This window comes from Microbacterium allomyrinae (genome assembly GCF_020682705.1).
Lineage (GTDB): Bacteria > Actinomycetota > Actinomycetes > Actinomycetales > Microbacteriaceae > Microbacterium > Microbacterium allomyrinae.
Genome location: NZ_JAGTTN010000009.1, coordinates 71824 through 87030, shown reverse-complemented (window position 1 = coordinate 87030; position 15207 = coordinate 71824). Strand labels below are relative to the sequence as shown.

General features: G+C 68.9%; 14 protein-coding genes. 4 read left to right on the top strand and 10 right to left on the bottom strand.

Annotation, left to right across the window (positions count from 1 at the left end; all coding sequences use genetic code 11):
* Nucleotides 1–66: 66 nt before the first annotated feature.
* Genes KEC57_RS17980 through KEC57_RS17965 form a run of 4 tightly spaced genes read right to left on the bottom strand, consistent with a single transcriptional unit; the run spans nt 67 to nt 5133 of the window.
* Nucleotides 67–318 (bottom strand): acyl carrier protein, encoded by a 252-nt coding sequence (locus KEC57_RS17980; protein ID WP_229386080.1) that lies wholly within the window; start codon nt 316–318, stop codon nt 67–69.
* Nucleotides 315–1769 carry an acyl-CoA dehydrogenase family protein gene (locus KEC57_RS17975; RefSeq protein ID WP_229386079.1) on the bottom strand — a complete coding sequence of 485 codons (1455 nt, stop codon included), beginning with the start codon at nt 1767–1769 and terminating at the stop codon, nt 315–317. Before KEC57_RS17975 ends, KEC57_RS17980 begins: the two co-directional genes overlap by 4 nt.
* Nucleotides 1748–3421 (bottom strand): acyl-CoA dehydrogenase family protein, encoded by a 1674-nt coding sequence (locus KEC57_RS17970; protein WP_229386078.1) that lies wholly within the window; start codon nt 3419–3421, stop codon nt 1748–1750. Before KEC57_RS17970 ends, KEC57_RS17975 begins: the two co-directional genes overlap by 22 nt.
* Nucleotides 3418–5133: a fatty acyl-AMP ligase gene (locus KEC57_RS17965; protein ID WP_229386077.1), complete on the bottom strand. Its 1716-nt coding sequence runs from the start codon at nt 5131–5133 to the stop codon at nt 3418–3420. Before KEC57_RS17965 ends, KEC57_RS17970 begins: the two co-directional genes overlap by 4 nt.
* Before the next feature lie 195 nt (nt 5134–5328).
* On the opposite strand from KEC57_RS17965, the gene KEC57_RS17960 reads away from it, so the two are divergent.
* The gene (locus KEC57_RS17960; protein ID WP_229386076.1) at nt 5329–6600 is read left to right on the top strand and encodes a wax ester/triacylglycerol synthase domain-containing protein; all 1272 of its coding nucleotides are present in this window, start codon (nt 5329–5331) and stop codon (nt 6598–6600) included.
* A 16-nt stretch (nt 6601–6616) separates the two neighbouring features.
* Here KEC57_RS17960 and glmM read toward each other — a convergent pair whose 3' ends face one another.
* From glmM to KEC57_RS17930, 6 genes are all read right to left on the bottom strand, one after another.
* A complete protein-coding gene (glmM, locus tag KEC57_RS17955) occupies nt 6617–7972 on the bottom strand; it encodes a phosphoglucosamine mutase (protein ID WP_229386075.1) in 1356 nt (451 codons plus the stop codon).
* 16 nt (nt 7973–7988) lie between these two features.
* Nucleotides 7989–8468 (bottom strand): 30S ribosomal protein S9, encoded by a 480-nt coding sequence (gene rpsI / locus KEC57_RS17950; protein WP_308187616.1) that lies wholly within the window; start codon nt 8466–8468, stop codon nt 7989–7991.
* A gap of 25 nt (nt 8469–8493) precedes the next feature.
* A complete protein-coding gene (gene rplM / locus KEC57_RS17945; RefSeq protein ID WP_229386074.1) occupies nt 8494–8940 on the bottom strand; it encodes a 50S ribosomal protein L13 in 447 nt (148 codons plus the stop codon).
* A 413-nt stretch (nt 8941–9353) separates the two neighbouring features.
* The gene (locus KEC57_RS17940; protein WP_229386073.1) at nt 9354–10124 is read right to left on the bottom strand and encodes a CPBP family intramembrane glutamic endopeptidase; all 771 of its coding nucleotides are present in this window, start codon (nt 10122–10124) and stop codon (nt 9354–9356) included.
* Nucleotides 10125–10132: 8 nt separating this feature from the next.
* On the bottom strand, nt 10133–10657 hold the full coding sequence (locus KEC57_RS17935) for an LPXTG cell wall anchor domain-containing protein (protein WP_229386072.1): 525 nt from the start codon (nt 10655–10657) through the stop codon (nt 10133–10135).
* Between the two features lie 182 nt (nt 10658–10839).
* Nucleotides 10840–11634 (bottom strand): CPBP family intramembrane glutamic endopeptidase, encoded by a 795-nt coding sequence (locus KEC57_RS17930; RefSeq protein WP_229386071.1) that lies wholly within the window; start codon nt 11632–11634, stop codon nt 10840–10842.
* A gap of 36 nt (nt 11635–11670) precedes the next feature.
* Between KEC57_RS17930 and KEC57_RS17925 the strand changes: the two genes are divergently transcribed.
* The 3 genes from KEC57_RS17925 (at nt 11671) to KEC57_RS17915 (ending at nt 14869) form a co-directional block, all read left to right on the top strand.
* Nucleotides 11671–12270: an arsenate reductase/protein-tyrosine-phosphatase family protein gene (locus KEC57_RS17925; protein WP_229386070.1), complete on the top strand. Its 600-nt coding sequence runs from the start codon at nt 11671–11673 to the stop codon at nt 12268–12270.
* A gap of 134 nt (nt 12271–12404) precedes the next feature.
* Nucleotides 12405–13937 carry a tyrosine-protein kinase domain-containing protein gene (locus KEC57_RS17920; RefSeq protein WP_229386069.1) on the top strand — a complete coding sequence of 511 codons (1533 nt, stop codon included), beginning with the start codon at nt 12405–12407 and terminating at the stop codon, nt 13935–13937.
* Between the two features lie 47 nt (nt 13938–13984).
* Nucleotides 13985–14869, top strand: a complete 885-nt coding sequence (locus KEC57_RS17915) for a hypothetical protein (protein WP_229386068.1) — start codon at nt 13985–13987, stop codon at nt 14867–14869.
* The last annotated feature ends 338 nt before the right edge of the window (nt 14870–15207 follow it).

Genomic DNA, 15207 nt, shown 5'->3' with positions numbered 1-15207 from the left:
GACGCGTCGTCCCCGGACACATGGTGACTTCCTGCCGTGTCGGGGTGCGCGACAAAGGCGCCCAGGCTACGCGCCGAGTTCTTCGAGTCTCGCGGCGAGCGTGCGGATCGTGGAGTAGTCCCACATGATCTCGGGGTCGATCTCGATGTCGTACTCGTCCTCGATGTCGCCGCACAGCGTGAGGGCATAGACGGAGTCCAGACCGATCTCACTGAAGTCCGTGTCGACCGAGAAGTCGCCGGCGGCCTTCTTCCCGTACGCCACGATGCGGGCGACGAGCCAGGCCTGCACATCGTTCTCGGTGGTCGTCGTGCTCATGATCGTGCTCCTTCGTTGTCGAGAAAAGTCGAAGGCGGAAAGACCTCGACCCGGTCGAAAGTGAGCGCGCGTCGGTGATCGACGCAGTGCTCGACATCGGCGATGGCGGCCTCGATGGTCTCGTCCGAGAGTGCCGCACGCCGCCGTGACAGTCGCATCTCGAGGCGGGTGAGCGCCGCGTTCAGCCACAGCGATGTCGCCAACGGCTCGCGCCCGCCGGCCCACAGGCCGGTGACCGCGGAGAGCGCCTGCCAGACCTTCTCGTCGGACGGATGCCGCGCCCCACGTCCGGCGAGTGCCGCGAGCCTGTCGGCGACGGGCCCCGCGGCGACCTCGTTCGCGGCCGCCAGCACGAGTCCGCGCGTCACGGCGCCCGAGGTCTCGGGTATATCGATGGGTGGGCTCGGCACCCTGTCGCTTCGGATCTGGAGCAGACTCATGCTCGCGACGTCGCGGACGAGGGTCTCGAAGACCGCGAACGGCTCCACCCGCGCATAGAACGTCGACCCGAAGAGCACCGTCAGCGAGCGCATCGCATCGCCGAGGAGCCGGGGCACCAATTCGAGCGCCGCCGTTGCGGTGCTGCCGTCGAGCGCGGCGAGAACGATGGCGTCCGCGATGAGCAGGTCGGTTCGGGCATCGGCGATGAGACTGCGCGCGTGGGGCAGATCCCACACCGTGCCGCTATAAAGCCCGCGCCCCTGAGCGTAGGGAACGGCGATCCGGATGGCGGTGTCGACCGTCGCGACCCACAGACCGGCGACGAGCGCCCGTGCCTCTTCGTCGGCGGCGGCATCGGGTGCCCACGACGCTCTCACCGGCGCCCTTCGCAGCTCGACCGAGGCGAAGCGAACGCTGCGGAGCCCGGTCGTGCGCCGTCGTCCGGTCTCGGCGAACCCTGCATGCTCGTCGATCTCGACCACCACCATATGCGGGTCGGGCCCCGTCGTTCTCACGAGAGCGTGCCGGGCACCGGCCGGGATGCTCATGAGGTCGACGACCCCGTCCACAGAGTCCCCGATTCCGGCCACCTGGGCGAGTCCGAGCCCGACGGCCAACGGTCCGCCCGCGAGCACGGTGGGCGCGACGATACGCGCCGCAGGGTGCGTCCAGATCCCGGCGGTGGCGAGCAGCGGAAGCGCGGCGAGCTCTGCCCCGACCGATGGATCGCGGCGGAAGAGCGCCCGCAGCTCCCCCATGAGCTCCCATGCCGTGGGCCGGACCCCGCCCGAAGTCGGGGAGACCAGGGCGGAACCCAGCCCGGCGTCGTCGAACAGCGTGCTGCGGAGCGAGCGCGTGACGCGAGATCGGTCCTCGTCGGCAACGATGTCGTCGAAGCGCAGCATCCCGCCCGCCGCAGGATTTCCGAGCGCCAGTTCGAGGGCGGGCGCGAGGGTGCTGATGTTCGCCGTTGGCGTGGATGCCGTGATCATCGCTGCTCCGTCCACCACAGGGGAAGGATCGACACGGGTGATGCCGAGCCGGTCCGCGCGAGATCGCCGAGTGCTCGCGCCGGAAGGTCACCGGAGGCGATGCCCAGCCGCATCGCGATGCGGTCGAGACTGGCTCGCAGCCAAAGGTCATCGGTCCAGGCAGGCGCGGCCACGGCGTCACGGTTCGCGAGGTGCACCGCAATGGCGGCCGCGGCGGCGAACGCGAAGGTGACACGCTCGGCGAGGATGAACTGCGATGCGGGCGGACGTGCCGCACGCTCCACATCACGCACCTCGGCACGCAGGACCCGCCACTCGGCAGCGATCCGGGCGGCCGACTTCACAGCATCGGGATGGGTGCGACCGTCGTCGAGTTGCGCGACGAGGTCGGGGAGCGCGCGCAGCAGCCAGGTGCCTCGCCTCGTGACCAGACGCAGCCCCGACATGTCGAACGACGCCGGAGTCACGCCGAACGAGAAATCGGCGAGCGCTGTGGCCGGCTCGTCGTCGCCCCGCGCGATGTTGGGGAACTCATTGATGACGACGTTGAGGTTCACGACCGAATTGCCGTCGAAGATCCCCACGACACGACTGTCGCGGGCGGCCTTCTCGAACCGGCCCGCCGGTCCGTCGGCGATCCGGGTGCTCGGACCGAGCGCCTCGCCTGCTTCACGGAAGACGCCGTCGACGAGGTCGGGCACGAGAACCTTCACGAAAGCGCTGACGAGGGCCATCTCGCTGACGGCACCGTGGAACATCCGTGTGCCCGCGAAGGCGATCGCCTCGGCCAGCAGAAGATCGGCGACGCTCTCGGCCAGCAGCCTGTCTGCGACCGCATCGCCGGGCGCGGCAGTCGCTGCACTCGCGACCGCCTCGAGTGCCTGATCGCCGGCACCGAGCGAGAGCGCCGCACAGAGCGTGCGAGTCACCTGGAGACTCTTGAGGACCAGTTCGATCCCCTGACCGGGATCGCCGATCAGCCGGCCCTCGGGCACGACGGTCGCGGCGAAGTCGATCCCCGAGATGTCCGCCCCGCGGATGCCGTGCAGCGGCCTCCGCGCGCGATAGGTCAACGACGACCTTTCGACCTCGGTCTTGTCGACGAGGACGAGCGAGAGGGATCGCGGACCCGGCCGATCGTCGGTGCGCGCGAGCACGGTGACTGCCCGCCCGCGGGTCGCGTTGCCGATCGGCCACTTGTGCCCGTCGACGCGGATCCCGCTGCCGGTGACGACCGCCGTCGTGGTCGAGGACGCGATGTCGCTGCCGCGTCCCTGCTCGGTCAGACCCCACGAGACGGGGTCTCCTGCGCCGACGATGGCAGCCATGTGCGCGGCGCTCCCGTCCGCGGCGGCCCAGGCGCAGATCGCCCCGAGCACCGTCTTGCCGTGACCGACCGCCGCGGTCACATCACGTCGAGCAACCGTCCGCATCAGCAGAAGAGGGGTGAGGAGGTCTCCGAGAGCGCCGCCCCATGCCTGCGGAATGTAGTGCTGCGGCATCCCCCACTCGTCCAGAGCGCGGATCGCCTCGACCGGAAGCTCGGACGCCCTGTCACGCTGCCGCGTGACCGTGTCGGGCAGGCGACCGTGCGGGTCGTCGGGGTCGCCGAGGAACGCGTCGAGCGCTGCGGCGAGTTCGCCGGCGCCGATGATCGGAGCAGGGGTCATGTCACCGTCAGGTCGACCTCGTGCCGTTCGCCCGCGATCGTGATGCCGTCGATGGCTGCGAGGGTCAGCTGCCCGTCGAGCAGCTCGGCGCGTGCGCGGCGGCGCTGGATCTTTCCGCTCGTGGTGCGCGGGAGCATGCCCTTGCGCAGGAGCGCGATGCCGACGCTGGGCAGCCCGAACTCGGCCATCACGTCGCGGCGCACCCGGTGCACGAGTGCCTCGACATCGGCAGTGGCGAGTGTCTTCGGGTCCACCTCGACGGCCACCCCGACCTCCGACGGCTGGTGCTCGTCGAGCGCGAATGCGGCGCTGAGGCAAGCCGGATCGGTTCCGACGACCGCCGATGCGATCGACTCGACGTCCTGCGGAAAGACGTTGCGCCCGTGAGAGATGATGAGGTCCTTCAACCGGCCCGCGACGACGACTTCGCCGTCGACGATCGCTCCCAGGTCGCCGGTGCGCAGGAACGTCTTGTCGGTGTCGGGCAGGTGGAAACCGTATGCTTCGGCGGTCTCTTCGGGGCGCCCCCAATAGCCATGCGTGACGCTCGGTCCGTTGACCCAGATCTCACCGATGCGCCCATCCGGCACAGCGACGTGGGTGACAGGGTCGACGATCGCCACGGTCGAACCGGGCACCGGCGGTCCGCACAGCACGAGGTCGACCGAACGCTCGTCGGCAGCCGGCAGCAGATCGCCGCGTTCGATGGCGCCGAGGTCGGCCGAGATGGCACGCACCGGGCGGCCGGAGGCGGCGGAGATGATCAGCGTCGTCTCGGCCATGCCGTAGGCGGGGATCATCGCGGCCGGGTCGAGCCCCGCCGCTGCGAATCGATCGACGAAGAGGTCGACGGTCGAGGTCTTGATCGGCTCGGCCCCCGTCACGATGTGCGTGAGCGATGACAGGTCGAGCTCGGCGAGCTGCTCGTCGGTGACGACCTGGGCGCACAGCCGGTACGCGAAGTCGGGTGCGACGGTGAACGTGCCCTTGTGCTTCGTGATGAGGCGCAGCCACAGCAGGGGCCTGCGGAGGAATCGCGACGGCGATGTGAGCACCGAGTCGACACCCGCGTAGACCGGTCGGAACAGCAGACCGATGAGACCCATGTCGTGGTAGTGCGGCAGCCAGCCGACCCAGACGGCATCCGGCCCGTCATCGATGGTGGCCCCGATCGCCTCCTCGTTCGCGACGAGATTGCCGTGCGTCACGATCACGCCCTTGGGCGTGCCGGTGGAGCCGGACGTGTACTGGAGAAGCGCGATGCTGTCCGCATCGATCTCGGGCGGGCTCCACGTCGCGGCGCGCCCGAGTTGGGGCTCGGGCAGCGCCGCGACTTCGACCCCGGACAGCCCTGCGGCGTCGAACAGAGGTCGGGCGGAGGCATCCGTCAATGCGATCCGGGCACCCGCGTCGGTGGTGATCGCCGCGATCCGGTCGATCACGCTCTGCGGATTGCGTCCGACGGTCACGGGGACCGGCGCGATCGTCATGCCTGCGTAGAGCACCGCGTAGACCGCTTCGACGAACCCGAGCCCGGGCTCGAACCCGAGGACGGCGACATCGCCCACTCCGTACCCGCGATCGTTCAGCTCGCTCGCCCGGGCGCGGGCGCGCTCGTCGAGTTCCCGATAGCCGAGCCGGACGGAGTTCTTCTCGTCGGCGTAGAAGCGGATGCCGCGGTCGTCGCCGACTCTCGAAGCGGAACGGCGCATTGCGTCGAGAAAGGTTGCCGGAACGTTCACTGCGACCCCCAGAGTCGTGAATCGATCGAATCGAAGCTGAGCGTCGTCGGCAGCTGATCCGATCGTAGGGCCTCTCGACGCGATCCAGGGAGCCTTGTTGCCGAGTGTTAACGAGCCTGCAACAGGACACCGCGAGGATAGGGCACACTCTTCAAGGGGGTCGGCATGTCCGGATACAGCTCACGGCGTCCGCACGCCGAGTTCATGCAGGTGTGGGAAGAAGGCTACGTCGGCACGACCGAATCCTTCGTGACCATGCACATGCAAGGCGTCGCGATCTTCTCCGGCGACGGCCTGAGAAAGCCGGATGGCGCGCTGGATCGCGCCGCGATCCTCGCATGGATCGAGGCCGCGACGCGCGGCATCCCCTACTCGCGACTCCGACTGCAGCGTGCGCCTCTGGGGCTCACGCCTCCGGCGTGGGTGCCCGTGCCGGTCGTCGAGATGGACAAGCATGTCCGGTTCGGTGACGACGACGTGCTCGCGGCCGAGACGCTTCGCCGCCTCATCGGCTGGGACGAGGGTGCGCTCGATGTGACGGCACCGCTCTGGCGCCTGCGGGTGACTCCCCTCACCGACGGTCGCGTCGCGCTCGGCATCCTCATGCATCACGCCGGCGGCGATGCGCTCCGCACGCTCAAGTTCCTCTCGTCGCTCACGACGTCCAAGCCCGTCACCGCCCCCCCGACCGCCGATCCCGTCTTCGCCGATTCGCGAGCGCCGCGTCCCGGCGCCCTGCCGATCCTGGCGCTGCAGAACTGGTGGGGTGCCTCCGACACTCCTGGGGCCCGCTGGAGCGCATACTGGCGCAAACCTGTCGCGCGGCGGGCACGGCGAGTGGCCGCCCGCATCACGCGGCGGCTGCGCGACCGCCCGGCACGGCCCGTGACGGTGCATTCCGGCTTTCGCGCCTATCCCGGCGGCGCAGTTCAAGAAGCCGCCTCCGCCGTCGACGCGACGATGAACGACCTCGTCGTCGCAGCCGCCATCGACGCCGCCTCGCGCGGAGACGGACCAGTCCGCGTGCGGGTGCCCGTGCTGCGGCGGGCCACCGAGGCGAGTCGCAACAGGGTCACGGATGCTGCGATCGTCGGCGAGCGGATGCCGCAGGTCGCGGATCTCGTCTCGTCGGTGCGTGATCAGCTCTCGCGCGCCCGTGATGCCTCGGCGACCGACGACGATGCTCTCACTGCGAGCGCTCGCGACGTGGGCTACGCGACGCTGGTCCCCTGGCTCTCACGTGCCCGCCATCTGCTCGGCGCCCGGCTCGAGGAGGTCATCGTGCTGCCCGCGAGCCTGCCCGACGACGAGCTGTCGACCTTCGCCCTGCTCTACGACGACAAGCTCTCGGTCGTCGTGACGGCTCCCGCGACGACGCCGCTGGAACCGGTGCTCGACGACCTGGGCGCAACGCTCGTCGGAGTCGGCGTGCGCTGAGCACGCGCCGTTCCGCTTACAGCGCCAGCCGGTCCCGCACGACCCCGGCGAGGGCATCGGCGTGACGCTGGGCGTCGCCTTCGGACGTCGCCTCCACCATGACGCGCACGAGCTGCTCGGTGCCCGATGGTCGCAGCAGCACGCGCCCCGACAGCCCCAGTTCCGCGGATGCACGGGCGACGGCATCTTGAACGATCTCGTCGCCGACCCGTTCACGGTCGACGCCTGTCACGTTGATGAGCACCTGCGGGTAGACGGTCATGACCGACGCCAGTTCGGCGATGCTCTGGCCGGTGCGCGCCATCTCGGCCACGAGGTGCAAGCCGGTCAGCAGGCCGTCGCCGGTCGTGGCGAACTCGCTCATGATGACGTGGCCCGACTGCTCACCGCCGAGGGAGTAGCCGCCCTCGTTCATGCGCTCGAGCACGTACCGGTCGCCGACCGCGGTCGTCTCGACATGGATGCCGCGCTCGGCCATCGCACGGTGGAGGCCCAGATTGCTCATCACCGTGGTCACGAGAGTGTCGTCGACCAGCGCCCCGCGGGACTTCATCGAGACCGCCAGGATCGCCATGATCTGGTCGCCGTCCACGATCCCGCCGGCGGAATCGACGGCGAGGCAGCGGTCGGCATCGCCGTCGTGGGCGATGCCGATGTCGGCACCGTGAGCGAGCACTGCTTCGGCGAGCTTGTCGAGGTGGGTCGATCCGACACCGTCGTTGATGTTCCAGCCGTCGGGGTCGGCGCCGATGACGGTGACGCGGGCGCCGGCGTCACGGAACGTCTCGGGCGAGACTCCGGATGCCGCACCATTGGCACAGTCGAGCACCACATGGATCCCATCCAGGCGGTGCGGCAGCGAGCCGAGCAGATGCACGACGTAGCGGTCCTCCGCATCGGCGAACCGGCGGATGCGGCCGACGGCGGCGCCGGTCGGCTGCAGTTTCGGCCCTGACATCGCGTGCTCGATGCGCTGCTCGACGACATCGGGCAGCTTGACGCCGCCGCGCGCGAAGATCTTGATGCCGTTGTCGGGCGCGGGGTTGTGCGAGGCCGAGACCATGACGCCGAAGTCGGCGTCGATGTCGGCGATCAAGAACGCGGCGGCCGGAGTGGGCAGCACGCCGGCGTCGAAGACGTCGACGCCTGACGAGGCGAGCCCCGCCTCGACCGCGGCGGAGAGGAATTCTCCCGACACGCGCGGATCGCGCGCGACGACGGCGGTGAGGCGCTTACCCGAGGCGCGACGCGCCTCGGCGGAACGACCCTGGCCCAGGACGACAGCGGTCGCCTGGGCCAGGGACAGTGCAAGATCGGCGGTGAGGGGGCCGTTGGCCAGCCCCCTCACCCCGTCCGTGCCGAAGAGCGGCATGCGGAACGGAATCCGATCAGCGCTTCGAGTACTGCGGCGCCTTGCGGGCCTTCTTGAGACCGGCCTTCTTGCGCTCGATGACGCGCGCGTCACGCGAGAGGAAGCCGGCCTTCTTGAGGGTCGGGCGGTTGTTCTCTTCGTCGATCTGGTTGAGCGCACGGGCGATGCCGAGGCGCAGTGCGCCGGCCTGTCCCGAGGGGCCACCGCCCGAGATGCGCACGATGACGTCGTAGGCGTCGGTGAGGTTGAGCACCGTGAACGGGTCGGTGATCAGCTGCTGGTGCAGCTTGTTCGGGAAGTAGTCCTCGAACTCACGGCCGTTGACGGTGATGGTGCCCGAGCCGGGGACCAGTCGCACGCGGGCGATGGCCTGCTTGCGACGGCCGACGGCCGCACCGGGGACGGAGAGCACGGGGCGCTCTGCCACGACGACGGTCTCGTCGACCGGGGTCTCGGTCGAGAAGTTGGTGGTTTCGGTTTCTTCGATGTTCGCCACGAGAGTGTCCTTGTCTGTCCGGCGCTTACTGGGCGACCTGGTCGAAGGTGTACGTCTTCGGCTGCTGGGCGCCGTGCGGGTGCTCGGCACCTGCGTAGACCTTGAGCTTCGTCAGCTGCTGACGGCCGATGCTGTTCTTGGGGAGCATTCCGCGCACGGCCTTCTCGACGGCGCGGACGGGGTTCTTCTCCATGAGCTCGCCATAGGTGATCGACGAGAGACCGCCCGGGTAGCCCGAGTGGCGGTACGCCTTCTTCTGCTCGAGCTTCTGGCCGGTGAGGGCCACCTTGCCGGCATTGACGATGATGACGAAGTCACCGGTGTCGATGTGATTGGCGAAGGTCGGCTTGTGCTTGCCACGCAGGAGAACGGCTGCGTGCGAGGCGAGGCGGCCGAGAACGACGTCGGTCGCGTCGATGACGACCCAGTCGCGCTGGGTCTCGCCTGCCTTGGGGGTGTAAGTGCGCGTCACAGTAGTGCTGCTTTCTGTTCGAACGGAGAGGTTCGTGAATCCCGCTCCGGGGTGGTTTCCCGCTGAGAAGCGGAGAAACACGCCAGTGGAGGGCTCACGTTCGCGGCGCCGGGTCAGCTGAGCCGGACACCAAACGTCGAGTCTACGGCATCCCGAGCCAGCCGACAAAATGGCCCGAAACCAAGAGCGGCGGAACCGTGGTTGGGCACGATCCCGCCGCCGCCCAAAGACGTGAAACACGTAGGGCGTCTCGGGTGGCGCGCTACGACGCTCGCGAGAGCGTTCATACCGATCTCCTCACGGAAACCGGCAGGGAGATGGGCGTATGCACTCCTCCCCAGCAGTGCACTACGCGTGAACTTTAGCACCCTGCGACACAACCGGACAACAACCGAGTCCTGCGTGATCGCGGGTCACCAGAGCAGCAGCGCGATCCCGCTCGCGTTGAAGACCACGTGCGCGACCACCGCGCCGCCGAGTCGATCGGTGACGGCGGCGAGGATGCCGCACCCCACGCCTATCGCGGTGGCTCCGACGACGAGGGCGAGCGGGACTGCTCCACCCGACGGGAGCATGTGGAGCGCGACGAAGCCCAACGTGGTCACGCCGACCGACACGATCGACGCGCTGATCGCACCGAGCGCCGGCGTCGAAGCCTGGGTCATGGCGCGAAGTGCGAGGCCACGGAAGAAGAGTTCCTCGACGATCGGCGAGACGAGAACTCCCCCGACCACGGCGACGACGATCGCAGGGACTGCCGCGCCGACGTCCTCGGCGAACGGAGGGACGAGCGAACCCGTCGTCGGCGCGATGGTCTCGACGAGCCCGCGCACGATGAGCGCGATCGATATGCCGACGGCGGCGTCCATCCACCGCCAGTGGGTGAGTCCGAGTGCGGCGGCGAGTGATCCGCGTGCAGCGATGCGGGCGACGAGTACCGCCGCCACGAGGGGGGCGGACAGCACGATGAGATCGAGCGGAGCGAGCAGCCAGGCCGGCAGGCCGATCCACCCGGCGCGCGCGGGCGGGTACCCGATCAGGAGCACTGCGGCGAACACGAATCCGGCGGCGGCGATGGCAACCGCGATGCCCGGTCGCGCGAAGGGACCGAGGGCCGCCGATTCGTCACTCTGGTCGCGCCGCGCACGCGAAAGCCCCGGGCTTTCGCCCGGGGCTTTCGTCATGTCTTCGTTCAGACCTTGCTGGACGCACGCTTGCGTGCGACGCCGGCAGCGACGGCGATGCCGCCGAGGCCGAGTGCGCCCGCTCCGAACCAGATCGCAGCAGCAGGAACGCTGCCGCCGGTGCTGGGCAGGGTGCCCGTGCCGCCGGCTGCGGCGGGGGCGGTGACCGTGATCACGACGCTGCCGAACTCGGTTCCGAAGCCGCCGGTCGCGGTGACCGTGTACTCGCCTGCGGCCTGAGGCGTGAAGCTCGCCGAAGCCGAGCCGTCGGCGACCGTCTTGGTGACGGAGGAGCTGGTGCTCGAGGCCAGCACGATCGACGCGAGAGTCGAGGGGCCGCCGGTCGCCGTGAAGGTCGCGGACGTCTCGCCCTCGATGTCGTTCACCGTGAGGGTGATGGTCTCACCCGGCGCGATGGTGGTGTCGGACGCCTCGAGGCCCCCGGGCGGGATGGTGTAGGCGGTGGCGGCAGCTGCGCTACCGAGGATGAGTGCGGCGGCGATACCGACGACGCTGAGTGTTTTCTTAAACACGGAATCTCCCAACAGTTTCCGGAAATGCATGGACAGGGCAGAGCTAACTCTGTAGCAGCCCCCTCGGTGCAGCGGGGTTTATGTAACCCCCGCGATCTTCTCGATGCTATCGGCAAACTCCCAGGCCGAATCAACCTCCCACGTTAATTCGACGTAACGAGTGCCTGACACGCAGCCACGCTTCAGCCCGAGAAAGTGCCGAGCAGCGCAAGCGCCACGAAGGTGGCGTTGTAGGCGACGTGCACGAGAATCGCGCCCCAGATGCGCCCCGTCAAAACCACCAGAAGGCCGCACACCAATCCCAGCAGCGCCAGGGAGACAATGCCGTCCGGCGATGCGCCGCCGACGACTCCGTGCAGCGCCACGAACAGGGCGGTCGAGACCGCGACGGCGGTGACGGACGCCGTGAGCCGTCCGGTCGAGCGGCGCAGCGCTTCGTAGACGACGACGAGCACGACACCACGGAAGAGCAGTTCCTCGAGTACGGGTGCGACGACGACGACGCCGAGCGCGTCACTGAGCCACCATGTCGCTGACAGGCTGCCGTCGATGAGCGGGTAGCCCGGCAGCGCACCCATTCCTCCGAATGCGACCTCGAGCCACCCCTGACTCACGCGCAGCAGCAGAGCGAGTCCGAGACCGAACAGCAGGTCCACTGCCCGGAAGCGCAGCAATCCTGCAGGTGTCGACCGAGAGAACGCGAAGACGACGGGCACGAGCATCGCCAGCCACAGGGCAGCCGTCGACACGAGGCCCGCCCACGGCGATGACCACAGCGTGTCGATGGTGGCGCTCAGCAGCACGCCCGCCCCGAGCGAGAACAGTGCGATGGCGAGCAGCGGCATCCGCCAGCGACGCACGGCACGACCGCCCAACCGCCAATCGGTGCGGGGGCTTCGGCGCGCGCGACTTTCATACGCCCAGGGCTCAGGCGGCGCGGTCGGCGGCGCGATGTCGTCGGTAGAGTAGGAGGCCATCGCGCTTCACGTTACCGCGCGCGGCGAAAGGCCCCGGTGTTCGAGATCCTGACGGTGTGCACGGGCAACATCTGCCGCTCCCCTCTCGCCGCCCAGCTGCTCCAATCCCGGCTCGCTGATTTCGCGCCACGCGTGCTGAGCGCCGGAACGCGGGGACTCACCGACACGCCGATGACGGCGGAGGCCGCTCACCTCGCGGCCCATTACGGCGTCGCAGCGGATCTTTCGTCCGCTCACCGCTCCCGCTGGCTGCGTGAGGGCGATCTCGACTCGCCCGACCTGATCCTGGCGATGACTCGCGAGCATCGGCGCGAAGTCGCCGAGCTCGCGCCGGCGAGGCTCCGCTCCACCTTCACCATCCGCGAGTTCGCGCGCTTGGCCGAGGGGCTGAGTGACGACGAGATCCGCGCGCATGCCGACTCGGCAGGAGCGGATGCCGCCGCCCGCGTACGTGCGGTCGCTGGGGCGGTGGGCGCCCGCAGAGGCATGGTCGAACCGGTTGCCGACCCCGCAGATGACGACGTCGTCGACCCGTATCGCCGCTCGTGGGAGACCTACGTGCGGTCCGCTGATCAGCTCGTGCCCGCTGTCGACGGCGTGGTCCGGACCCTCCGCGTGGCCCTGGCCACCACCTGATCGACAGAATTCGTCACACGCCGCAACACAGCATCGGCACGAGTCCGGCGCGGCAGTCGAAAGCCGCATCGGCGTCACGGAGTCGAAACACCGCTATGGCATAGTGGGCGGGCGAAGCACCACCGGAAGGCGACATGGAGCTCACCGACTACATCCGTATTCTCCGTAAGAACTGGCTCGTGATCGTGGTCGCGACCCTGTTGGGCGTGGGGGTGGCGGCCGCCTGGTCGCTCACTCGTACTCCCGAGTACACGACATCGAGCACGGTTTTCGTCTCGACGCAGGCGGGAGGGACGATCGGCGAACTGCAGCAGGGGTCGAACTTCACCCAATCGCGCGTGACGACCTACTCGAACCTGGTTACGACGCCTGTCGTGATGAATCCGGTGATCGCCGAGCTCGAGCTCGACACCACCGCAGGCTCGCTGGCCGCCGACGTCTCGGCATCCGCGGCGGTGAACACCACTCTCATCACGATCACTGTCACCAACTCCGATCCGACGCAGGCGGCAGACATCGCCAATGCGCTCGCGGCGAGTCTCACCTCGGCTGTGGCCGAACTCGAGACGCCGGACGGCACCGATACGAGTCCGGTGCGGCTGTCGCGTGTCAAGGACGCGCTACCACCACTTAAACCTTCGAGCCCGAACGTGCCGCTGAACCTCGTCTTGGGCGCGCTCGTGGGACTCGCGCTCGGCGTCGGCGCCGCGGTCCTGCGCTCGGTACTCGACACCCGCGTGCGTTCATCCCGTGACATCGAGCTGGTCACCGATCGCCCCTTGATCGGCGCGATCGCGTTCGATCCGAAGGCCAAAGAGCGCCCTCTCATCGTCCACGCCGACCCGCGCAGCCCCCGTGCGGAGTCGTTCCGGGCTCTGCGCACGAACCTCCAGTTCCTCGATATGGGCGGCCGGTCGAGCTTCGTCGTGACGTCCAGCGTTGCTAACGAGGGCAAGTCGACCACCACGATCAACCTCGCCATTGCGCTGGCCGATGCCGGCAAACGGGTCGCGCTGCTCGACACCGACCTTCGAAAGCCGAAGATCGCCGAGTACCTGGGCATCGAAGGCGGTGTGGGCCTGACCGACGTGCTCATCGGCCGGGCGCGTATCGCCGACGTCATGCTGCCGTGGGGCGACCGCAGCCTCTTCGTGCTTCCGGCGGGCAAGATTCCACCGAACCCGAGCGAGCTGCTCGGGTCACACCAGATGCAGACATTGCTGACAGTGCTCGAGCGCGACTTCGACGTCGTGCTCTGCGATGCTCCCCCGCTTCTGCCGGTGACCGATGGCGCAATCCTGGCGAAGGCCACCAGCGGCGCGATCGTGGCCGTGGCCGCCGGGCGCACCACCCGCCACCAGCTCGGCGGCGCGATCGATGCTCTGCAGACCGTCGGCGCGAAGATCGCGGGGGTGGTGCTCACGATGGTGCCCACGCGCGGACCGGATTCGTACTACGCGTACGGCTACGGCTACGGCTACGGCGTGTATGGCGAGCCCCCCACCGACGAGAGCGCCCGCGCAAGTGCACGCGCCGCTCGCAAGGCGACCCGCGGTACGCGACGCAAGGCGAGCGACAGCGCTCCCGCCACAACGAGCGAGACCGTGCTCAGTTCGCGTCCACAACCGCCGGCGCCTGGTCCGCAGCGCGGGCGACCGACGCCCTGAGGATGTCGCCGCGCACTTCTCACTCCGCGGCTCCACGCTGGGCCGCCGTGCTCCTTGTCGTGGTGCTCGCCGTCGGCGTGGGCGCGCTCGCGGTGCTCGCGTATCGGAGCACCGCACCGCAACCGCGCGCGGCCGCTCCCGAACCCGTTCCTTCGTTCACGTTCGGCTCGCGCAGTCCGTCACCCACGCCGACCGCGGTACCCGCACCGACGCCGACACCGGCGGAGGTTGCGGCCGCGTCGGTCCCCGACCGCTCAGCCGAGAGATTCCTGTCGGCCGGTTCGGGGGCGATGTGGCGCGGTGTGGCGGGAGCGTGCGGTGCGACCGAGCCGTTGATCGAGCGGTCCACCGACGGCGGTCAGACGTGGGTCGATGTGACCCCGCGCTATCGCGGCGTGCGTCAGATGGCCGCCCTCGAGGTATTCGCGCCCACTGAGGCCGAGATGATCGCATCGGTCGGCGATGACTGTGCGACGCAGGCGCTGCGGACATTCACACAGGGCCGGTTCTGGGATGACTACCCCGATCTGCTCGCCGCGTATCACTACATCGATCCCGGCGACGCAGCCACCGTCGTCACGCCCGATGGGGTGATCCCGGCACCTTGCGCCGATGCTCGCAGTCTGCGCGCGGAGGGCGGACTGCTCGCGCTGGTGTGCAACGGGAGTGCGTGGGTCTGGAGCGGCGAAATATGGAATGCGCTCCCGGCGACGGGAGTGATCGCCCTCGACGTCGCGGGGGACGATGTCGTCGTCGCCTATAGCGCGCCCGATTCCTGCGCCGGCGTCGCCGTGACCCGCTTCATCGGAGCAGTGCCGTCGGGGGGCGAATCGGTGGGCTGCGCCGAGGGTGCGGATCCCGCGACACCCGCCGCAGTGTCTGTGCGAGACGCCGCCATTCTCTGGTCTGGCGACACCGTCTTTCGCCTCTGACCCCTTGCCGAAGCCGCGCCGAAACATCGCTGCGCTAGGCTCGCGCACGTGCCTGCTGGGGAGCGGGCTTACTGTAAGGGGAAAACCGAATGGCTGACCGTCGGCGTGCGCACAATTCGAGTTCGCGCGTGTTTCTTCCGTGGTGGCGTCAAGAAGTGGGCGGCTTGCCGGTGTGGGGCCTTATCGCCGCATTGCTGGCGCTCTCCGGCCTCGCCGGAATCGTCATCCTGACCCTCGGATGAGGCAGTGAAAGTCGCGAATCGGGGACGGGTGTCCCCCATTCGGTGGACCCGTGAAGCGCATTGCCGGTGCAATCTGTCCCCCTTTCGGCGGACAAC